The sequence below is a fragment of the Sinisalibacter lacisalsi genome (genome assembly GCF_014640115.1).
Lineage (GTDB): Bacteria > Pseudomonadota > Alphaproteobacteria > Rhodobacterales > Rhodobacteraceae > Sinisalibacter > Sinisalibacter lacisalsi.
The window spans coordinates 125,297-144,226 of record NZ_BMGI01000001.1; the positions used below are offsets into that span (position 1 = coordinate 125,297).

General features: G+C 63.9%; 21 protein-coding genes and 1 tRNA gene. 12 read left to right on the top strand and 10 right to left on the bottom strand.

The annotated features are described in order from the left end of the window. The first annotated feature begins 9 nt into the window (after positions 1-9). The 8 genes from ligM (at position 10) to IEW01_RS00655 (ending at position 7,736) form a co-directional block, all read left to right on the top strand. A complete protein-coding gene (gene ligM / locus IEW01_RS00620; RefSeq protein ID WP_188525672.1) occupies positions 10-1,419 on the top strand; it encodes a vanillate/3-O-methylgallate O-demethylase in 1,410 nt (469 codons plus the stop codon). 226 nt (positions 1,420-1,645) lie between these two features. Beyond that, positions 1,646-2,632: a TRAP transporter substrate-binding protein gene (locus tag IEW01_RS00625; protein ID WP_188525673.1), complete on the top strand. Its 987-nt coding sequence runs from the start codon at positions 1,646-1,648 to the stop codon at positions 2,630-2,632. A 3-nt stretch (positions 2,633-2,635) separates the two neighbouring features. Continuing rightward, the gene (locus tag IEW01_RS00630) at positions 2,636-3,142 is read left to right on the top strand and encodes a TRAP transporter small permease (RefSeq protein WP_188525674.1); all 507 of its coding nucleotides are present in this window, start codon (positions 2,636-2,638) and stop codon (positions 3,140-3,142) included. After that, complete coding sequence (locus tag IEW01_RS00635) at positions 3,139-4,443, top strand: TRAP transporter large permease (protein ID WP_188525675.1); 1,305 nt, start codon at positions 3,139-3,141, stop codon at positions 4,441-4,443. Before IEW01_RS00630 ends, IEW01_RS00635 begins: the two co-directional genes overlap by 4 nt. A 4-nt stretch (positions 4,444-4,447) precedes the next feature. After that, the gene (locus IEW01_RS00640; RefSeq protein ID WP_188525676.1) at positions 4,448-5,122 is read left to right on the top strand and encodes an alpha/beta fold hydrolase; all 675 of its coding nucleotides are present in this window, start codon (positions 4,448-4,450) and stop codon (positions 5,120-5,122) included. A gap of 3 nt (positions 5,123-5,125) precedes the next feature. Then, positions 5,126-5,443, top strand: coding sequence for a YciI family protein (locus IEW01_RS00645; RefSeq protein WP_188525677.1), 318 nt, complete (start codon positions 5,126-5,128; stop codon positions 5,441-5,443). Positions 5,444-5,476: 33 nt separating this feature from the next. After that, a complete protein-coding gene (locus tag IEW01_RS00650; protein ID WP_229737990.1) occupies positions 5,477-6,847 on the top strand; it encodes an aminomethyl transferase family protein in 1,371 nt (456 codons plus the stop codon). Between the two features lie 10 nt (positions 6,848-6,857). Continuing rightward, positions 6,858-7,736, top strand: coding sequence for a methylenetetrahydrofolate reductase (locus tag IEW01_RS00655; protein WP_188525678.1), 879 nt, complete (start codon positions 6,858-6,860; stop codon positions 7,734-7,736). A gap of 68 nt (positions 7,737-7,804) precedes the next feature. Here the strand turns inward: IEW01_RS00655 and soxB are convergent, their stop codons facing one another. The 7 genes from soxB to IEW01_RS00690 form a co-directional block, all read right to left on the bottom strand. Next, positions 7,805-9,496, bottom strand: a complete 1,692-nt coding sequence (gene soxB, locus IEW01_RS00660) for a thiosulfohydrolase SoxB (RefSeq protein ID WP_188525679.1) — start codon at positions 9,494-9,496, stop codon at positions 7,805-7,807. Between the two features lie 86 nt (positions 9,497-9,582). Next, positions 9,583-10,446, bottom strand: a complete 864-nt coding sequence (soxA, locus tag IEW01_RS00665) for a sulfur oxidation c-type cytochrome SoxA (protein ID WP_188525680.1) — start codon at positions 10,444-10,446, stop codon at positions 9,583-9,585. A gap of 40 nt (positions 10,447-10,486) precedes the next feature. Beyond that, positions 10,487-10,813: a thiosulfate oxidation carrier complex protein SoxZ gene (soxZ, locus tag IEW01_RS00670; protein WP_188525681.1), complete on the bottom strand. Its 327-nt coding sequence runs from the start codon at positions 10,811-10,813 to the stop codon at positions 10,487-10,489. Between the two features lie 62 nt (positions 10,814-10,875). After that, entirely contained in the window at positions 10,876-11,292 is a 417-nt protein-coding gene (soxY, locus tag IEW01_RS00675) for a thiosulfate oxidation carrier protein SoxY (RefSeq protein WP_188525682.1), read from the bottom strand. Between the two features lie 34 nt (positions 11,293-11,326). Continuing rightward, on the bottom strand, positions 11,327-11,806 hold the full coding sequence (soxX, locus tag IEW01_RS00680) for a sulfur oxidation c-type cytochrome SoxX (RefSeq protein WP_188525683.1): 480 nt from the start codon (positions 11,804-11,806) through the stop codon (positions 11,327-11,329). A 194-nt stretch (positions 11,807-12,000) separates the two neighbouring features. Further along, a complete protein-coding gene (locus tag IEW01_RS00685; RefSeq protein WP_188525684.1) occupies positions 12,001-12,582 on the bottom strand; it encodes a SoxW family protein in 582 nt (193 codons plus the stop codon). A 23-nt stretch (positions 12,583-12,605) separates the two neighbouring features. Next, positions 12,606-13,355 carry a cytochrome c biogenesis CcdA family protein gene (locus IEW01_RS00690; RefSeq protein ID WP_188525685.1) on the bottom strand — a complete coding sequence of 250 codons (750 nt, stop codon included), beginning with the start codon at positions 13,353-13,355 and terminating at the stop codon, positions 12,606-12,608. Positions 13,356-13,449: 94 nt separating this feature from the next. Here IEW01_RS00690 and IEW01_RS00695 point away from each other — a divergent pair, with 94 nt between their 5' ends. Both IEW01_RS00695 and IEW01_RS00700 read left to right on the top strand, forming a co-directional pair. Then, on the top strand, positions 13,450-13,821 hold the full coding sequence (locus IEW01_RS00695) for a thioredoxin domain-containing protein (RefSeq protein ID WP_188525686.1): 372 nt from the start codon (positions 13,450-13,452) through the stop codon (positions 13,819-13,821). A gap of 22 nt (positions 13,822-13,843) precedes the next feature. Beyond that, positions 13,844-14,296: a DUF302 domain-containing protein gene (locus IEW01_RS00700; RefSeq protein WP_188525687.1), complete on the top strand. Its 453-nt coding sequence runs from the start codon at positions 13,844-13,846 to the stop codon at positions 14,294-14,296. A 22-nt stretch (positions 14,297-14,318) separates the two neighbouring features. Here IEW01_RS00700 and IEW01_RS00705 read toward each other — a convergent pair whose 3' ends face one another. Next, complete coding sequence (locus tag IEW01_RS00705; RefSeq protein WP_188525688.1) at positions 14,319-14,885, bottom strand: DUF302 domain-containing protein; 567 nt, start codon at positions 14,883-14,885, stop codon at positions 14,319-14,321. 302 nt (positions 14,886-15,187) lie between these two features. Further along, a tRNA-Leu gene (locus IEW01_RS00710) sits at positions 15,188-15,274 on the bottom strand. Between the two features lie 141 nt (positions 15,275-15,415). On the opposite strand from IEW01_RS00710, the gene IEW01_RS00715 reads away from it, so the two are divergent. Further along, a complete protein-coding gene (locus IEW01_RS00715; protein WP_188525689.1) occupies positions 15,416-16,396 on the top strand; it encodes a complex I NDUFA9 subunit family protein in 981 nt (326 codons plus the stop codon). Positions 16,397-16,398: 2 nt separating this feature from the next. Here IEW01_RS00715 and IEW01_RS00720 read toward each other — a convergent pair whose 3' ends face one another. Beyond that, positions 16,399-17,202 carry an undecaprenyl-diphosphate phosphatase gene (locus IEW01_RS00720; RefSeq protein WP_188525690.1) on the bottom strand — a complete coding sequence of 268 codons (804 nt, stop codon included), beginning with the start codon at positions 17,200-17,202 and terminating at the stop codon, positions 16,399-16,401. A 214-nt stretch (positions 17,203-17,416) separates the two neighbouring features. Between IEW01_RS00720 and IEW01_RS00725 the strand changes: the two genes are divergently transcribed. Next, positions 17,417-18,853 (top strand): NAD(P)-dependent oxidoreductase, encoded by a 1,437-nt coding sequence (locus IEW01_RS00725; RefSeq protein ID WP_188525691.1) that lies wholly within the window; start codon positions 17,417-17,419, stop codon positions 18,851-18,853. The last annotated feature ends 77 nt before the right edge of the window (positions 18,854-18,930 follow it).

Below are 18,930 nucleotides of genomic sequence, written 5' to 3' on the forward strand. Positions count from 1 at the left end.
GAGGAAAACATGGCATCCAGCCTCGAAGACATGATCCAGAGCTCCGGCAACATTGTAGACGTTCTTCGCAACTCGAAGATCGGGATGTATGTCTACCCCGTCGTCGCACCGGAATTCACCAACTGGCGCTCCGAACAGGCCGCCTGGCGCAATTCGGTGGTGCTCTATGACCAGACCCACCACATGGACGAGGTGACTGTTGAAGGCCCCGACGCGGAAGCCTTCCTCGCCCATGTCGGGATCAACGATTTCTCGAACTTCTCGCTCAACCGCGCCAAGCACTTCGTGCCGGTGACGCCTGCCGGCCACGTGATCGGCGACCACATCATCTTCCGCCTCGCGCAAGACAAGTTTCTCACCGTGGGCCGCGCGCCGACGTCGAACTGGATCATGTTCCAGGCCGCGATCGGCAAGTGGAACGTCAAGGTCAGCCACGATCCGCGCTCCGACTCGCGCCCCGATGGCAAGGCGATCTATCGCACCCATTACCGCTTCCAGATCCAGGGCCCCGATGCCGACAAGATCTTCGAAAAGATCAACGGCGGCCCGGTTCCGGACGTGAAGTTCTTCCACGTCGACACCATCAACATCGGCACCCGCCGCGTGCAGGCGCTGCGCCACGGCATGGCCGGTGCCCCCGGCCTCGAGATCTGGGGCCCCTACGCCGACAAGAGCTACATCCAGTCGACCATCGAGCAGGCCGCCCGCGACGTTGGCGTCGATCTGCACAAGGTGGGCGCACGCGCCTATTCGACGAACACCGTCGAGTCCGGCTGGATTCCCTCGCCGCTGCCTGGCATCTACACCGGTGACGGCATGATGAAAGACTACCGCCAGTGGCTGAAGGAAGACAGCTACGAGGCGGCCGGGTCGATCGGCGGCAGCTTCGTTTCGGACAATGTGGAAGATTACTACACCAACCCGTTCGAGCTGGGTTACGGCTTCTACATCGGCTGGAAGAAAGACGACTTCATCGGCAAGGACGCCCTCACCAAGATGAAGGGCGGCAAGAACCGCAAGAAGGTCACCTTCGAGTGGAACGCCGACGACGTGATGAAGGTGATCGAAAGCTCCTTCCGCCCCGGCGAAGAGAACTACAAGTGGATCGACTTCCCGCAGCCGAACTATGCCTCGTCCACCGCCGACATGGTGATGCAGGGCGACAAGATGGTCGGCATGTCGATGTTCAACGGCTACTCCTTCAACGAGCGCTGCATGCTCTCGCTCGGCGTGGTCGATGACAGCGTCGAAGAGGGCGACGTGCTCGAGATGGTCTGGGGCGAGCCCGATGGCGGTTCGGCCAAGACCAGCGTGGAGCCGCACAAGCAAACCACGATCCGCGTGCGCGTCTCGCCGACGCCCTATTCGACCGAAGCACGCACCAACTACGCCGACAGCTGGCGCACCAAGGGCAGCTGACGAAACAAAACCGAATGCGGCGGAGTGAGACATTCCGCCGCATTCGCAGAAATCCAACGGCTTAGGGCACTGGTTCGAAGCGCCGCTGGTGCCTGGCTTCCATAGCCTCAGCTTATCCAACAAGGCGCGAATGTGATTTGACCGGTTCGGACCGCGCAATAGGGTCAAACCCTGTCTTGCGCGGCTCAGAATGAGCCGATGCGATCCAGAAATGGGAGGAATACCAATGATTCATGCACGCTTCCTGCGCACGGCCGCAACCGCCGTCGCACTTGCTTCCGCCGCTGCACTTCCGGCCGGGGCGGAAACCCTCAAATTCGCGCACTGGGTGCCGCCCGCGCATACGCTCACCAAGTCGACGATCGAACCGCTGCAGGCGGCCGTCGCCGACGCCGGGATCGAGATCGAAGTCTACCCGGGCGGCGAGCTTGGCGCCGGTCCGCTGGAGCAATATGTCCGCGTCGTTCAGGGCGTGGCCGACATCGTCTGGGGCCTGCAGGGCTACACCTCGTCGCAGTTCCAGAAAACCATGGTCTCGGAGCTTCCCGGCGCGCTGCCCGAAGGCATGACCGGCTATGACGCGATCTGGAACGCCTACGACGCGGGCCTGCTTTCCGACGAGTTCCCCGGCACCAAGCCGCTCGCGCTGTGGCTCTCCGAGCCGAACGTCTTCATCATGAAGGACATCGACGTTCGCAAACCCGAAGACCTCCAGGGGCTGAAGATCCGCGTGTCCGGGTCGGCCGCCGCCGCTGCCGTCGAGTCGCTCGGCGCCACCCCGGTGCAGATGCCCGCGGGCGAGATCTACAACTCGCTGCAGACCGGCCTGATCGACGGTGTGATCACCGGCGCCTCGGCCATCGGCGACTTCAAGCTCGACGAAGTGGCCAACAGCTACACGCTGAACGCGCCGCTCGGACACATCTCGTTCTACGTCGCGATGAACCGGGCGAAATACGAAAGCCTCACCGAAGAGCAGCGCGCCGCGATCGACGCCATTGCCGGTCGGCCGCTTTCGAAGTCGGCAGAAGAAGGCTGGAACGCCCGTGCCCTGCAAGTGATCGAGGAAATCAGCGCCGATGACGGCAACACCGTCTACACGCTGACCGACGATGAGCGCGACGCTTTCGCCGAACTCACCTACCCGGTCATGGAGCAGGTCGTCGCGGACGGTGGCCACGAGAATGTGCTTGCCGTGATGCAGGGCCAGTAAGCCTTGCTTCGGTGGCTGAACAAGGGGGCAGACGGGCTCATCAGCCTGTCTGCCCTTGTCGGCACCCTCGGCCTTCTGGCCGAGGTTGTCGTGATTCTGACCGATGTGGTCGGGCGCTACTTCGGCGTGCCGCTTACCGGCGCGCAGGACCTCAGCCAGATGGCCATGGTGATCGTCGTATTCGGCGGCATGGCGCTTTGCGACAAGGTCGGCGGCCATATCTCGGTCGATCTCTTCGAGTCTTCCATGCCGACCTGGGCGAACCGCCTGGGCGACATCCTGTCCACCCTTCTCGGTGCGCTGATCTTCCTCGGCATCGCCTGGACGACCTATGCCTCCATCGCGCAGATGCGCGGCTATGGCATCATCTTGAAAACGAACATCATCGCGCTGCCGTTTGACTGGTTCAAAGGCGCGATCATCGTCATGTCGCTGATCACCGCGCTGGGCATGATCCTGCGCGCGATCGGGCTTGTCTTCACGCCCCGTCCCCGGAGGGAGGCCGCATGAGCCCCGAAACAATCGGCCTGCTCGGCATGGCCATCCTCTTCGTGCTGCTTGGCCTGCGCGTGCCGGTGGCCTTCGCCATGTTCGGCGTCGGCTTCGTCGGCAACTGGATTCTGAACAGCCCGCAGGCGGCGATGAGCCAGCTTGCCTCCGACGCCTTCTCGCTCTCCTCGAGCGCCGAGCTCGTGGTGGTGCCCCTGTTCATCCTGATGGGCAACGTGGCGACCGAAACCGGCATGAGCCGCAAGCTCTACGATGCCGCCTATGCCACCATCGGCTCGATCCGGGGCGGGCTTGCCTCGGCCACCGTCGTGGCCTGCGGCGGCTTCGCCGCACTCTCGGGCTCCTCCGTGGCCTCGGCGCTCACCATCGGCCGTGTGTCGCTCTCCGAGATGGACCGGTTCAAGTATGACAACCGCCTGTCCACCGGTGTTGTCGCCGCCGGCGGCACGCTGGGCATCCTGATCCCGCCCTCGACCGGCTTCGTGATCTACGCCCTGCTTACGCAGGAAAGCATCGGGCGGCTATTTCTCGCCGGCGTCCTGCCCGGCCTTCTGCTCCTGAGCATGTTCATCGCCACGATCATGCTGCTGACGTGGTTCAAGCCCGCCTATGGCCCCGCCGGGCCGAAAACCTCCGGCGGCGAAAAACTCCGCGCCATGGGGGGTGCTGCGCCGATCCTCGTGGTCATCCTGCTGACCATCGGCGGGATCTACGGCGGCTTCTTCTCGCCCGTCGAGGCCGCCGCCGTGGGTGCGGGGCTGGTGATCCTTTTCGGCGCGGTCTCGCGCAAGCTCAGCTTCGCCAAGCTCTGGAAGGCGGCGAAGGATTCGGTTGTCACCACCGCCACGGTGATGCTGATCCTGATCGCGGCCTACATGATCAAGACCTTCCTCGCGCTCAGCCACATCCCGCAGATGCTTGGCACCTACCTCGAAGGCCTCGCCATTCCCGTGCTCGGCGTTCTGGCAATCATGCTGGCTATGTATCTCATCCTCGGGCTGTTCCTCGAAGGCTTCGCGATGATGGTGCTGTCGATGCCGATCTTCTTCCCGGTGGTGCAGCAACTCGGGATCGACCCGATCTGGTTCGGTGTGCTCGTGGTGCTCACGCTCGAAATGGGCCTGATCTCGCCACCCGTCGGACTGAACGTGTTCATCGTCAAATCGGTGGCGCCAAAGGTTCCGCTGGCGCGGATCTTCTGGGGCGTGGTGCCGTTCTGGATCGCCATGCTGATCACGCTGATCATCATCGTGCTGTTCCCGCAGATCGCGCTCTTCCTGCCAAATACGATGATCGGGTGACACCATGACCGTTTTGCTGATTCCCGGCCTGCTTTGCGACGCCTACACTTGGGAGCCCGTGCTCGACCGGATCGAGGCCGAGGTGGCCGATCTTTCCACCGAGGACAGCATCGGCCAGATGGCGCGCGATTGCCTCGGCCGTCACCCCGGCAAGCTGCGCGTCGCCGGCCACTCGATGGGTGCGCGCGTTGCGATGGAAATGGCCCGCATCGCACCGGAGCGGATCGACCGGCTGGCGCTGCTCGATACCGGCATTCACCCGTTGAAGGAGGGCGAACGCGAGAAGCGCGACGAGATCGTGCGCTTTGCCTACGAGAACGGCATGGAGGCGCTCGCCGCCCGCTGGCTGCCGCCGATGGTGCACGAGCCGAACCAGACCCCGGAACTGATGAAGGGCCTCACCGACATGGTGCTGCGCCGCGATGCCGATCTGCACGCCCGCCAGATCAAGGCGCTGGTGGATCGGCCCGATGCGGCAAGTTACCTCACAGGGATCACCTGCCCCACGCTCCTCGTCGTCGGGCGGCAAGACCAGTGGAGCCCGGTGGCCCAGCACGAGGAAATGCTTGCGCTCCTGCCCGACGCGCGGCTCGAGATCGTCGAGGACGCGGGCCATTTCGCCCCGGTGGAGCAGCCCGAAGCGGTCGCCCGGCTCGTGGCCGAGTTCTTCGAGGGTTAGGCAATGTTCTTCCTCATGGAATGCCGCCACCACCCCGGGAAGGACGCCGAGCGCGACCGCCTGCGGCCTTCGCACCGCGATTGGGTGGGCACGGGCGGAAACGGTCTCGCCTCGGTGCTGATCGGCTCGGCACTCTGGGACGAAGCCGGGCAGGCCATCGGCCATTGGGGTGTGCTCGAAGCGGCCACCGAGGCCAACGCCCGCGCCTTCGCCGAGGGCGACCCCTTCGCGGCCGAAGGCGTGGTGGCTGAAACCCGGCTCACCCGGCTCGCCGACACATTCCAGGCCGACCGCATCGCCGAACGCATGACGCAAGGCTGACCGCGCCACGTTTCGACCATCAGGGAGGACCACATGAACAGCCTAGAAGGCCGTATCCAGGCATCCGGCAACCCGGCGAAAATGCTCTATCACAGCCAGATGGGGCGCTATGCCTTTCCGATCCCTTCGGAGTTCACCCACTGGATGGAGGAAATGCGGGCCTGGCGCGAGTCCGCGGCGCTGATGGACCAATCGTTCCACATGACGGACCTTTACGTGAAGGGCCCTGACGCGATCAAACTGCTCACCGATCTCGCGGTGAACAGCTTTGCCGGGTTCGGGCGCGACAAGGCCAAACAGCTCGTCTGCGTGAGCCACGAGGGCTACGTGATCGGCGATGCCATCGTGTTCGGGCTTGAAGACGACGAGGTGAATATCGTCGGCCGCCCGATCCTGCCCAACTGGGTGCAGTTCTTCGCCGAAACCGGCGGCTATGACGTGGAGGTGGTGCGCGATCAGCGCCGTCTCGACGATCCCGACAAACCCCGGCTCACTTATCGCTACGAGGTGCAGGGGCCGAAGGCACTCGACATCCTGAACAAGGTGAACGAGGGCGGGCCGCTCACCACGAAGTTCTTCAACATGGGGCGCATCACCATCGCCGGGTGCGAGGCGCGCACGCTCAGCCACGGCATGGGCGGCCAGCAGGGGCTGGAGATCTGGGGGCCGGTGGAAGACGGGCCAAAGGTCAAGGCCGCGCTGATCGAGGCCGGAGCCGAGTTCGGTATGCGGCAGGTCGGCGCGCGGGCCTATGCGGCAGCGGCGGCGGAATCGGGCTGGGTGCCCTCGCCCCTGCCCGCGATCTACACCGGCGAGATGATGAAGCCCTACCGTGAATGGCTGGGGGCCAATTCCTTCGAGGCCCAGGCCTCGCTCGGCGGCAGCTTCGTGTCGGACAACATCGAGGATTATTACCTCACGCCATGGGATCTCGATTATGGCCGTGTGGTGAAGTTCGATCACGATTTCATCGGCCGCGACGCGCTGGAGAAAATGGCCGCCGGGCCGCACCGCCAAAAGGTCACGCTGGTGTGGAACGCCGAAGACGTGGCGGCGGCCTATGCCGGGCTGATGGATCACGACGGGCTTGCCCCGAAGCACATGGAAATGCCCGCCGCGCATTATGCCGCCCACCCTTACGACAAGGTGACGAAGGATGGCCGCTTCGTCGGCCTCTCCATCGCCCCAGCCTATTCGCCCGGCGAACGGGCCTGGATCAGCCTCGCGATCCTTGAACCCGAAGTGGCGGAAACCGGCACAGAAGTGACGGTTACGTGGGGCGAGCCGGATGGCGGAAGCGATAAACCAACCGTCGAACGCCACCGTCAGGTGGAGATGCGGGCCGAGGTTCATCCCTGGCCGATCCACGAGGCCTCGCGCCTCGGCTACCGAAGCCAGACCTGAGGAGGAGAAAATGGCCGTGGTGAACATTCTCAACGCACAAAGCCCGCTGAAAGCCTTCCTCGAAGGTGTTTCGCTGGAAGTCATGCCGCGCACGGCGTCGAAGATCGCCGATTTCAAGCCGCTCCTGGCCCCCGGCAGCCGCGTTTACGTCGCCCATATCGAGGGCACCCCGATCGAAGACATGGTGGCAACCGCCAAGCGCCTCGCCGCCGACGGCTTCGCCGTGATGCCGCACTTCCCGGCCCGGATCATCGCCGACGAGAAAGTGCTCGAAGACTGGATCAAGCGCTATGCCGGTGAGGCGAACGTGCGCGAGGCGCTGGTGCTGGCCGGTGGCGTCGCGCGGCCCGTCGGCAAGTTCGACAGTTCCATGCAACTGCTCGACACCGGGCTTTTCGAGAAGCACGGGGTCAAGCGGCTGCACGTGGCCGGCCACCCCGAGGGCAATGCCGACATCGACCCCGACGGCTCGACGACCAACGTCGACCTCGCGGTGCAATGGAAGCAGTCCTACGCCGAGAAGACCGGCACAGAGATGGCGCTCGCGACCCAGTTCGTGTTCGACGCCAAGCCGATGATCGCCTGGGCCGACAGGTTGGCCGCGCGCGGGGTGACCCTGCCGATCCATGCCGGCGTCGCCGGCCCGGCCAAGCTGCAAACCCTGATCAAATACGCCATCGCCTGCGGCGTGGGCCCTTCGCTCTCCGTGCTCCAGCGGCGCGCGAAAGACCTCACCAAGCTGCTCAAGCCCTTCGAGCCCATCGAGGTGCTCACCGCGCTCGCCGAGCACAAGGCGGCCAACCCCGACAGCCTGATCGCGCAGGCGCACGTCTTCCCGCTCGGTGGCATTCAAGCCAGCGCCGACTGGATCACGGCGCAGAGCCGCTGAGAAGAGCTTTGACGCAAACCGAAAGCGGCGCCACACCGGGCGCCGCTTTTTTGTATCAGGGTCCGGGTTCAGGCCCCGGTGACCTCGACCGAGTTGTTCGGGTCGATGGTCACAGTGCCCTGGCGGCGCACCCAGTTCTCCACAACGTCCCAGATCGGCGGCCCCTCGGTGCCCTCGTTCACGCTGGCCCAGCCGGCGACAACATAGGTCTTGCCCGGGTCGATCGCCTCGCCGGTCTTGAGCAGGGTCATGTTCGACAGCCGCTCGCCCTGCGGCCTCGACACGTCGATCCGGTAGCCCATGCCGCCGACACGCACCATGTCGCCGCCCTGCTGATAGTAGGGATCGGGGTTGAAGAGGTTGTCGGCCACGTCTTCGAGGATGATCTTGAGCTGCTCGCCCGTCATCTCGCTGCGGTAGGCTTCGGGGTAGCTCATCGAGGTGGCCGCGAAGATGTCTTCGCGGGTGATCGGCGTATCGGCGATCAGGCTCGGCCCCCAGCGGAAGCCGGGCGAGAGCGCGATGTCGGCCTCGCGCTCTTCGATCAGCGCGTTGCAGATCAGATCGTCCCAGGTGCCGTTGAAGTTGCCGCGCCGGTAGAGCACGGAGCCAGTCTGGCCGATCACTTCGGACATTTCCGCTTCATAGGGCGCACGGTGGCCGTCGATCACCGCGGCCATCTCGGCATCGGGCTCGATCACGTCCGCAAAAATCGGGATCAGCTTGTGGCGGAAGCCCATGAGTTGGCCCTCGCGCACGTCGAGGTCGAGGCGGGTGACGAACTTGCCGTTCGAACCGGAGGCGATCACCAGGGTCTGCCCCACCATTACCGGCTCGGGCAGCGCATCGTGGGTGTGGCCGGTCAGGATCACGTCGATCCCCGGCACCCGGCCCGCGAGCTTGCGATCGACGTCGAAGCCATTGTGCGAGAGCAGCACCACGAGACCGGCGCCTTTGGCGCGCACCTCGGCGACCATCTCGGCGATCCGGTCTTCGCGGATACCGAAGCTCAGATCGGGGAACATCCAGCCGGGGTTGGCGATCGGCATGTAGGGAAAGGCCTGACCGATCACCGCGACCTGCACCCCGCCGCGCTCGAACATCTTGTAGGGTTCGTAAGCCGGCTCATCCCACTCGGCATCGAAGATATTGGCGCCGAGGAAGGGGAAGGGCAGGCTGTCGACGATCTCGGTGACACGGTCGATCCCGAGGGTGAATTCCCAGTGCGAGGTCATCGCCTCGACGCCAAGCTGGTTCATCGCGTCGACCATATCCTGCGCGCCGGTCTTGAGCACGGTGTAGGAGCCATGCCAGGTGTCGCCACCGTCGAGAAGGAGCGCATCGGGGCGCGCGGCGCGGATGGATTTCACCACCGTTGCCACCCGGTCGAGCCCGCCCATCTTGCCGTAAGTGCGCGCCAACGCATCGAAATCGTTGTAGGTGAGCGCATAGGCTTCGGGCGTGCCCGGCTCGATGTTGTAGAGCTTGAGAAAATCCTGCCCGGTGACATGCGGCGGCAGGCCCTTGACCTCACCGACACCAAGATTGATCTCGGGTTCCCGGAACCAGACCGGTTTGAGCTGGCCGTGAATGTCGGTGACATGGATCAGAGTCACGTTTCCGAACGTATCGAAATCGAGCAACTGGTCTTGCGTCAGCTGCTGGCGGGCCGCGATCTGCGCCCAGGCGCCAACGCCACTGCCACCCACGATCGCCGACGCGGCAACAGTGGCCTGAAGGAAGTCTCTCCGCGAGATCATGCCTTCCCCTCCCCAAAATGCTGAATTGTTTCTGGATCAAGAATCAGACGCGGCGGCACCATGTCGGGGCCGCCGCGTCTTTTGGCTCAGTTCCGCACCGAAGGCGCTTCGACCGAGAGGCCGTTGCCGCGCGAGGCGACGTAGAGCTCAAGCGCGCGGAACTCGGGTCCGCCACGCTCGTAGCTTTCCGCCCGGGTATCACGCACACAGCCATAGAAACGGTTGTGCAGCGAAATCATGTTGCTCTGCTTCAGGCGGTAAACCGGGAAGCCGTTGATCTGGCCCTGGCTGAGGTGATCGGCACGGATGTAGTTGCCGTTGTTCTCCTCGTGGCAGCTTGCGCAGGACAGGTCGAGCAAGCCATGGCGCTTGTAGTAAAGCTCCTTGCCCTGTTCCCAGTAGGGCTGCGCCGGGCCGTCGATCGCCACGTTCACCGGCATGCCGCGCGATTGCAGCGCGATCGCCGCCGTCATGTCGCGCATCGGCGCCGTGTTCCAACCCCAGGCCTCGGCGCCCATCCGGTTTTCGCGGCAGTCGTTGATGTAGTTTTCCATCGACCACAGCTCACCATCGGCGTTGACCTTGGGAAGCACGGCGCGAAGGCCCTTCATGCTTTCCTCGATCGAACCGTGGCACGACGCGCAGGATTCCCCTTCGGTGCCTTCAACGGTTTCCCAGGCTGTCAGACCCTGTTCGACGTGAAGAAATGCCGGGTTCTCGAAATCATCCGTCTCCAGCCGGCGGGTCGCCGCGTCGCGGAAGTGCCAGCCCGAGATGGCCTGGTCGAGCGCCCCTTCCAGGTGCGCCGGCGCTTCCGTGATCGTCACCATTTCCAGCTCGTCATTGATCACCAGCACGGCATCGAGATCGGGCTCGGCCGTGGCCGTGTTCCCGATGGCGAAGCTCATGGCTATGGCCAGAGCCGCCGTCTTCTTTGCGCGAAAAGTCATCGCGTCTCCTCCCTGACGTTCTTGTTCTTGTTGCTGGCGATCAGGCCAGTTCAATGCCGTTCGACGTGGTGTAGACGGAGCCGTCATCGTCGTACCATGTGAAGGTGAACTCGCCTGCCGCGTCGATCTGAGCGTCGAACTCGATGTAGGGGTTGGCCGAGATCGCCGGCTCGAGCGCCATGTCGACCACCGAGGTGCCGTTGAATTCGCAGGTGAAGCGATTGATGATCTGCCGCGGGATCGGGTTGCCGTCGCCATCCTTGCGCAGCCCCGACTCCATCGAGTGGCTGATCAGGGTCTTGACGGTGAAGGCTTCTCCGGCCTTGGCCGAGGAGGGGATCTTCACGCGGGGTTTGACATCTGCCATTTGAGTGTCTCCTGAATCTGGTTGGGTCGTCGGTCCGCGATGTTGCCACCGCGGGACGGGCCTCAGCCGCCGCAGCCGCCGATGGTGACTTTCACGGCGCGCGTCGTCTGAACGAAGCTGCCGTCCGACATGCGCGCCACCGCGAGAACGTCTTGCGTTTTCGCAAGGCGAATGCGGGTCGAGAGCCGGCTCGAACCGGCGGCCGGACCGAAGCTCACGCGGCAAACGGGCGGCGACGGGTTGCCGGTGGCCATCACCATGATCTCCTCGGCACCAGGGGCCGAAACCTCGATGGGAACCACGTTGCCGTTTTCCGCGATCTCGGGCGCGTTGATCTCGATGCCGCTTTCGCCGATCTCGGCGCCGCCGGTGAAGGCGGCAATCGCCTCTTCCACCGCAGAAGCCATCGCCGGCGTGCCGGCAAGAAGCGCGATGCCACCAGCACCGATCACCAGGGTTTCTCGTCTCGTGTAGGTCATGTTCTGGATGTCTCCCTTAAGTTGGCCCTGGCGCTCATTCTTCGGTGAAGGTCAGGAGCAGGGCGAGAATGTCTTCGATCTGCTGGGCGGTCAGCACGGTCACGTCAGGCGATTTGGCCGCCTTGCCGGTGTAGCCATCACCCGGACGGTAAAGGTTTGACACGTTGTAGAATGCCGGCATGACCGTTTCGGGGAAAGTGTGCTTGGCATTCACGAGGATACCCCGGATCTGCGCGGGTTCATAGCGCGCGCCGACACCCGTCAGCTCCGGCCCGACATCGCCCGGAAATTGCTCCTGGCTCCAGCCTTGGGCAGTGTGACAGGCAACGCAGTTGCCCGCGCCCCGGCTCACCGCCGATTTGTAGCCCTCTTCCGGGTCTCCGGGAACGCCGGTAAGGGATTCAAATACCTCGCCGTATTCCGAGAAGCTCACCTCGGTGGGTGCGGTTTCGGCACTGAGGATCGCGGGAAACGCAGTGGCGGCTGCCGCGCAAAGCGCAAACAGTGTTCTCATAAGAGCCCTCCCTAAGCTCGTTATTTCATGTGCGGCACTGTGCCGCTCGTTCTGTGGCGAAATGCCTCATTGGCGGGCACTGCCTGAGTCGCGACCTTAGCAATCCCCTTGGCAAGCAAACAACAAAAAGATTTGATTATTTGCATGAAAATGTCGCCCAGGAACCGGGGCGACATCGGGATTATCCACGCAAATCATTCCTGCGCATAGAAATTTTCCGCGAAGTATCGCTGGAATTCGATGTTGTCGTATTCCTTGTCGCGGACCCATGTGAACATCGCGAGCGTTGTTGCGCGCTCGAAGGCCCCCGGCATCACGGCCGAGGCCGCGCTGATCGCCGTCACGCCTTCCGGAACTTCCTCGGGGAGAAAGATCATCGTCGGTGTGAACACGGTGTTCCAGCGCCGCGCCGTGTCTTTCTCGCTGAGCACGGTGCCGTCGAAGTCGGTGACTTCAAGATCGCCGTAGAGGTTGACCTGCACCACGAAGAAGCTTTCCCGGATCATCGCGTCGATATCGGGGTTGGGGAAAATCTTCTCGTGCATCTTGGTGCAATAGATGCACCCGCGCTGCTCGATGATGATCATCATGCGCTTGCCGGCGGCGTTGGCATCGGCAAGATCCTCGCGCAGGTCGAGAAAGGTTTCCTGCAGCCAGTCGGGCTTGTGCAGCCCGTCGTCGCCCAGTGGCACCTCGGCGATTGCCGGGCCGGCGAGCGCCAGAATCGCCGAGGCGGCGAGCGCGCGAAGACCTTGCTTCAAGGCGTATCCAATCATGTCGTCCTCCCTTTAGCGACGCCTCAGATGAGCGTCTTTTCCCAGCTGAAATTGTTGATCATCCATTCGGCGATATAGTTCACCGAGTTCGTCGCGATGAGGATGGCGAAGACGATCATCATCACCCCCATTGCCTTCTCGGCATAGACCATGAACCGCCTGTTGCGCCCGACCCAGGCCAGGAACGGCCGCGCGGCGGCGGCGGCGAGCACGAAAGGCAGGGTCATCGCGAGGCCGTAGACCAGGAGAAGCAGGCCCCCACGGAACAGGTCGCCCGTGCCGCTCGCCACCATCAGGATCGCCGCGAGCGCGGGGCCGACGCAGGGCGTCCAGCCAAAACCGAAGGCAAGGCCCATCACGTAGGCACCAACCATTGTTGTCGGGTCCGATTTCGCCTCGAGCCGCGCCTCGCGGTATAGAAACTTGAGCCGGTAGATCCCGAGGAAGTGCAGGCCGAACAGGAACAGCACCGCCGCCGCCGCCCAGGCGAGTTGATCTCGCCACTGGATGAACGCCGAGCCCAGCGCCGTTGCCCCGAGCCCGAGTAGCACGAAGATCGAGGTGACGCCGAAGGCGAAGGCGAGGGCCGAGAAGATCAACCTGCGCTGCGCGCCCGGCGCGATTTGCGGCCCGCCTTCGTCACCGCGCAGTTCCTGCATCGAGAGCCCGGCCATATAGCACAGGTAGAAGGGCACGATCGGCAGGATGCACGGCGAGAGGAACGAAAGCAGTCCGGCCAATGCCGCGCCGCCCAGTGTTGGATCAAATCCCATTTTCTACGTCCTTGTCGCGCGACATATCATGACATAGCATTCTTTATGTTCGTAATTCGGGGCGTCAATGAAATATCCTTTCGCAGTCGCAGCAATGCGGAACGTCATCGGGGCCCTGATCCTTGGCCTGTCCACGTTTTCCAGCCCTGCCGCCGCAGGCGAGCTTCGACTTCTCATGTTCGAGCAGGAGGGCTGTATCTGGTGCGCCCGCTGGGAGCGCGAGATTGGCGTCGCCTACCCCAACACCGAGCAGGCCGCGCGCGCGCCACTGACCCGGTTCGACCTTCGCGACAAGCTTCCCGACGACATCTCGCTGGTTCGCCGGGCGCATATCACGCCAACCTTCGTGCTGCTTTCGGATGGCGCGGAAGTCGGGCGGATCGAGGGCCATCCCGGCGGCGATTTCTTCTGGTTCCTGCTCGATGAACTGATCAAAAAGACCACCGGCACCCCCGCCGAAAACTGACCCAACCAAGGAGGAGAAAACCATGAAAAAACTTGCCATCGCTGCCGCTGTCGCGCTTGCCGTCGCGGCTCCGGCGCAGGCGGAGGAGCACGCGCCCGTCGCCCGCACGGTTTCCGGCGCCTATGACGACGTGATGTTCGACGTCGAAACCGCGATCACCAACGCGGGCCTCGTGATCGACGCGGTCAACCACGTGGGCGACATGCTGGAACGCACCAAGGAAGACGTCGGCGGCACCGAAACGCTGTTCACCAACGCCAAGGTGTTCAACTTCTGCTCCGCCGACGTGAGCCGCGCGGTGATGGAGGCAGACCCGATGAACCTGCAGTTCTGCCCCTACACCATCTTCGTGATGGAGCAGCCCGGAACCGTGGGCGAAGTCACCGTCGGCCGCCGGTCCTATCCCTCGGGCGCGATGGAGCAGGTCAGCGCCATGCTCGACAGCATCATCGACGAAGCGCTGTCCGGCTACTGACCCGCTGAAGAAAGAGGGGAGCTCAGAAGCTCCCCTCTGCCGCCTGATCCAGAATCGCGAGAATCGTTTCCTTCACGCCCAAGGCCTCTTCGAGAAGCTCGGGCGGCAGCGGTTTGCCCCCGTGGATCATCATGTCCATGTCGAGCGAGTAGATCCACAAGTCGCCATTGGCGTCCTCGACCAGTGAAACACGGCACGGCAGATAGGCCGAATAGGCCTCGGAAACCTCCACCATCTTCGCCGCCGTCATCGGGTTGCAGTAGAGATAGATCTTCAGCTTGCGCCACTCGCTCCCCTGCATCAGCGAAACCTGTTCGCCGAGCGGCAGAGAACCCACGTCGCGGATGTTCTGTTCCAGCGCCACCGACTTGATCGATTCGTCGATCTCCTCGAAGGTCAGCCCATCGGCCACCTTGCGCTTCCACACGGTCGCCTCTGCCGAGTTGCCGGTTTCGGCCAAGCGCATGGCCATGTTCCAATACACTCCGGGCGCCTGCGGATCGAAGCCGCGAAACGTCCAGAACACCCAGCCCGTCGCGACAACCGAGACCAGACCTATTACCATCAAAATGGCGCGAATTACCTTCATGCGACGAGCCTCCCTGTTTCTCTCCGCTTACTACCATATCCGTTTCAGGAGGCCGCCAAGTCAAGCGTCGAAGCAAGGCGGCCTCCTCGGGCCGCACAAGTGTTGCGCCTGAAAGGCCGCCGTCAGCCGCTTCGAACCGCCAGCTATGTCAGGACTCTCAAGGTGTTGCGGCCACGCTGAAGCGCACACGCCGCCGGGGCAATCAATGCGAAGCATGTCCGGCCACGGCAGGCCGTGCCGCCCGAGAACGGACGATTGCCCGCGTTTTCCCGGCATTCATGAGCAGCTATATTCGGGGGAAATGGTGCCCAGGAGAGGACTCGAACCTCCACGACCTTTCGATCACTGGTACCTGAAACCAGCGCGTCTACCAATTCCGCCACCTGGGCAGGTGTCGTGGAGCCGCGATGTAAGGCCAGTGCCGGGCGGTGTCAACGGGATTCGCGGCGGAAAGCGGGCGCCGCGTTTGCGGCTTGTCCCGACAGGCCCGCGGGGCTATTCAGGGCCGCGCATCATCCGAGGAGATTACCATGTCGAAACTGGTGACGATCTACGGCGGCTCGGGCTTTGTCGGGCGTTACATCGCCCAGCGCATGGCGCGCGCCGGTTGGCGGGTTCGCGTCGCGGTGCGCCGGCCCAACGAGGCCCTTTTCGTGCGCACCTATGGCGTTGTCGGGCAGGTCGAGCCGGTGCTGGCCAACATTCGCAACGAAGCCTCGGTGGCGCAGGCGATGCAGGGCGCAGACGCCGTGGTCAATTGCGTGGGCACCTTCGACAAGGGCGGCAAGAACAACTTCGGCGCGGTCCAGCACGAAGGTGCGGAACGCATCGCCCGGCTCGCAGCGGCGGAAGGTGTGGAGACACTCGTTCATATTTCGGCGATCGGGGCCGACAAGGATGGCGACACGCTTTACGCGCAATCCAAGGGCAAGGGCGAAGAAGCCATCTTGAGGCATTTTCCGAACGCCGTGATCCTGCGCCCCTCGGTGGTTTTCGGCGCCGAGGACCAATTCTTCAACCGTTTCGCCGGGATGACCCGGCTGAGCCCGGTGCTATCGGTCGTCGGGGCAGAGACGAAGTTCCAGCCGGTGTTCGTCGATGACGTGGCCGCCGCTGCCGCGCATGGCGCGACCGGCAAGGCCGTTCCGGGGATCTACGAACTGGGCGGCCCCGAGGTGAAGACCTTTCGCGAGTTGATGCGGATGATGCTGGAGGTGATTCAGCGCCGCCGCCTGATCCTGAACCTGCCGTTCGGCCTCGCCCGGATGATGGCCTGGTTCTTCGATCTCGGGCAATCGCTGTCGGGCGGCCTGTTCAAGGCGCCGCTCACGGTCGACCAGGTCAAGAGCCTGCGTCACGACAACGTCGTGAGCGCGGGTGCGAAGGGCTTCGCCGATCTGGGGATAGAACCGCGCGCGATGGCGTCGATCCTGCCGGAATACCTGTGGCGTTTCCGAACGTCGGGCCAGTATGCCGCGATCAAGGCCTCGGCGAAGAACCTGAAAGCCTGAGGTCAGGTGTAGGCGAACAGCAGCAGGACGATCCCGAGGATGACCCGGTAGATCACGTAGGGCGTGAAGCTCACGGTCTTGAGCAACCGCATCATCAGGCTGAGCGCGAGCAGAGCCGAGACGAAGGCGAAAGCGGCTGCGATGGCGCCGTCTCGCGCGGCCGCAATATCGGCGGTTGCCGCCACCTCGAGGCTCAGGAATGCACCGGAGGCGAGGATGGTCGGGATCGACATCAGCATGGCGAGGCGCGCACCGTCTTCGCGGCTGTAGCCCAGCGCCCGCGCGCCAGAGATCGTGGCGCCTGAACGCGATGTGCCCGGGATGAGGGCGATGGCCTGCCAGAACCCCATGACGATCGCGTCACGCAACGACCAGTCGCCCACCCGCTTCACCTCGGCGCCACGCTGGTCGGTCCAGTACAGCACGATGCCGAAGAGCAGCATCGTCCAGCCGATCACCGCGACCGAGCGCATGGCATCGTCGAGGCCGGTGAGCTTGAGCGCGAGGCCGAACAGCACCACCGGAACCGTCGCCACGCCGAGCAGGAAGGCGAGCCGCGCACCCGGCGTGTCGATCCGGCCCCTGATGAGCCGTGGCAGCCCGGCCACAGCGCTGGCGACATCATGCCGGAAATAGAGGATGACGGCGCCGAGCGTGCCCACGTGCACGGCCACGTCTATCACCTGCCCCTGGTCTGCGAGCCCGGTGACATTTGGCAAGAGAATCAGGTGCCCCGATGAGGAAACCGGCAGGAACTCCGTCAAACCCTGGATGACGGCGACAAGAAAGAGGTGCCAGAGAGACATTGGCCGATAGCCTTCGAAAATGATACCCCAAGCTAACTACTGGAAATTGAAAGGAAAGGGAAATTTTAGGTCATAATTACTGATATTTAAGCGACACAACCCCGGACCCCGCCAAGGCCCGGACCGGAAAAACCGCACATTTAGGTCAGCATAACTGCCTTTTCTTTTCCGGAATCCCTGCTAAACAGTCGCTCCGAGGAAGACGGAGGCAAAAATGGCAAAGCAGCCGATGCTGAAATTCGTGGACGTGGCGCGCGACATGCCGGTGAAACGCAGCGCGCAAGAACGCAGCCATGATTTCGACGAGATCTATGCGGAATACGCGGATGCGAAGGCCGCCGAGCAGGCATCGCGTTGCAGCCAGTGCGGCGTGCCCTATTGCCAGTCGCACTGCCCGCTGCACAACAACATCCCCGACTGGCTGCAGATGACGGCGATGGGCCGACTGAAGGAAGCCTATGAGCTCAGCCAGGCGACCAACACATTTCCAGAGATCTGTGGCCGCATCTGCCCGCAAGACAGGCTCTGCGAGGGCAACTGCGTGATCGAGCAGTCGGGCCACGGCACCGTGACGATCGGCGCCGTCGAGAAATACATCACCGACACCGCCTGGGAGCGGGGCTGGGTCGAGGAGATCGTGCCGCGCGCGGAGCGCGGTGAGAGCGTGGGCGTCATCGGCGCCGGGCCGGGCGGTCTGGCCGCCGCCGACGTTCTGCGCCGCGCGGGCGTTCAGGTCACGGTCTACGACCGGCACGACCGGGCCGGCGGGCTGATGACCTACGGCATCCCCGGCTTCAAGCTGGAGAAAGACGTGGTGATGCGCCGCGTCGAACAGCTCGAACGCGCGGGCGTGAAATTCGTGCTCAACTGCAACGTGGGCGAAGACATCTCGTTCCAGGCGATCCGCGGCCAGCACGATGCGGTGCTCGTGGCCACCGGCGTTTACAAGACGCGCGATCTCGGCGGGCCGGGGGCGGGCGCGGCCGGCATCGTGCCCGCGCTCGACTACCTGACCGCCTCGAACCGGATCGGCTTCGGCGACGAGGTGGAGGAATTCGACAACGGCACCCTCAACGCCAAGGGCAAGAAGGTTGTCGTGATCGGCGGCGGCGACACCGCGATGGACTGCGTGCGCACCGCGATCCGGCAGGGCGCCACCAGCGTGAAATGCCTCTACCGACGCGACCGTGCCAACATGCCCGGCTCGCAACGCGAAGTGGCCAACGCCGAGGAAGAGGGCGTGAAGTTCGTCTGGCTTTCCAATCCCAAGGGCTTCACCGGCGATCCCGTTACCGGCGTGAAGGTGCAGAAGATGCGCCTCGGCGAGCCGGACGCAACGGGCCGACAGAGCCCCGAGCCGATCGAAGGGTCGGACTACACCGAAGACGCCGATCTGGTGATCAAGGCGCTCGGCTTCGAGCCGGAAGACCTGCCCGCGCTCTGGGGCGAGGACGCGCTGCCCGTCACACGCTGGGGCACGGTGCTGGCCGAGTTCAACTCGGGGGCAACCAGCCTGCCCGACGTCTACGCCGCCGGTGATATCGTGCGCGGCGCCTCGCTCGTGGTCTGGGCAATTCGGGACGGGCGCGATGCGGCCAACGCGATGCTCAAGGCTTTCGACGAACAGGGCGCGCAGGTCGCGGCGGAGTAAGGCCAAGATATTCGCTTTGCGGCCCCGGAAACGGGCAGCGAACAACCTGGTCGGTGAAACCGGCATCAAAGGCAACC

Bases quoted from the DNA above. Each gene is read 5' to 3' on its own strand.
- IEW01_RS00720 (WP_188525690.1), bottom strand. From the start codon at position 17,202: ATGTCTCTCTGGCACCTCTTTCTTGTCGCCGTCATCCAGGGTTTGACG.
- ligM (WP_188525672.1), top strand. From the start codon at position 10: ATGGCATCCAGCCTCGAAGACATGATCCAGAGCTCCGGCAACATTGTA.
- IEW01_RS00690 (WP_188525685.1), bottom strand. From the start codon at position 13,355: ATGGGATTTGATCCAACACTGGGCGGCGCGGCATTGGCCGGACTGCTT.
- IEW01_RS00650 (WP_229737990.1), top strand. From the start codon at position 5,477: ATGAACAGCCTAGAAGGCCGTATCCAGGCATCCGGCAACCCGGCGAAA.
- IEW01_RS00695 (WP_188525686.1), top strand. From the start codon at position 13,450: ATGCGGAACGTCATCGGGGCCCTGATCCTTGGCCTGTCCACGTTTTCC.
- IEW01_RS00645 (WP_188525677.1), top strand. From the start codon at position 5,126: ATGTTCTTCCTCATGGAATGCCGCCACCACCCCGGGAAGGACGCCGAG.
- soxX (WP_188525683.1), bottom strand. From the start codon at position 11,806: ATGAGAACACTGTTTGCGCTTTGCGCGGCAGCCGCCACTGCGTTTCCC.
- IEW01_RS00725 (WP_188525691.1), top strand. From the start codon at position 17,417: ATGGCAAAGCAGCCGATGCTGAAATTCGTGGACGTGGCGCGCGACATG.
- IEW01_RS00625 (WP_188525673.1), top strand. From the start codon at position 1,646: ATGATTCATGCACGCTTCCTGCGCACGGCCGCAACCGCCGTCGCACTT.
- soxA (WP_188525680.1), bottom strand. From the start codon at position 10,446: ATGACTTTTCGCGCAAAGAAGACGGCGGCTCTGGCCATAGCCATGAGC.
- IEW01_RS00715 (WP_188525689.1), top strand. From the start codon at position 15,416: ATGTCGAAACTGGTGACGATCTACGGCGGCTCGGGCTTTGTCGGGCGT.
- IEW01_RS00635 (WP_188525675.1), top strand. From the start codon at position 3,139: ATGAGCCCCGAAACAATCGGCCTGCTCGGCATGGCCATCCTCTTCGTG.
- IEW01_RS00705 (WP_188525688.1), bottom strand. From the start codon at position 14,885: ATGAAGGTAATTCGCGCCATTTTGATGGTAATAGGTCTGGTCTCGGTT.
- IEW01_RS00700 (WP_188525687.1), top strand. From the start codon at position 13,844: ATGAAAAAACTTGCCATCGCTGCCGCTGTCGCGCTTGCCGTCGCGGCT.
- IEW01_RS00640 (WP_188525676.1), top strand. From the start codon at position 4,448: ATGACCGTTTTGCTGATTCCCGGCCTGCTTTGCGACGCCTACACTTGG.
- IEW01_RS00685 (WP_188525684.1), bottom strand. From the start codon at position 12,582: ATGATTGGATACGCCTTGAAGCAAGGTCTTCGCGCGCTCGCCGCCTCG.
- soxB (WP_188525679.1), bottom strand. From the start codon at position 9,496: ATGATCTCGCGGAGAGACTTCCTTCAGGCCACTGTTGCCGCGTCGGCG.
- soxZ (WP_188525681.1), bottom strand. From the start codon at position 10,813: ATGGCAGATGTCAAACCCCGCGTGAAGATCCCCTCCTCGGCCAAGGCC.
- soxY (WP_188525682.1), bottom strand. From the start codon at position 11,292: ATGACCTACACGAGACGAGAAACCCTGGTGATCGGTGCTGGTGGCATC.
- IEW01_RS00655 (WP_188525678.1), top strand. From the start codon at position 6,858: ATGGCCGTGGTGAACATTCTCAACGCACAAAGCCCGCTGAAAGCCTTC.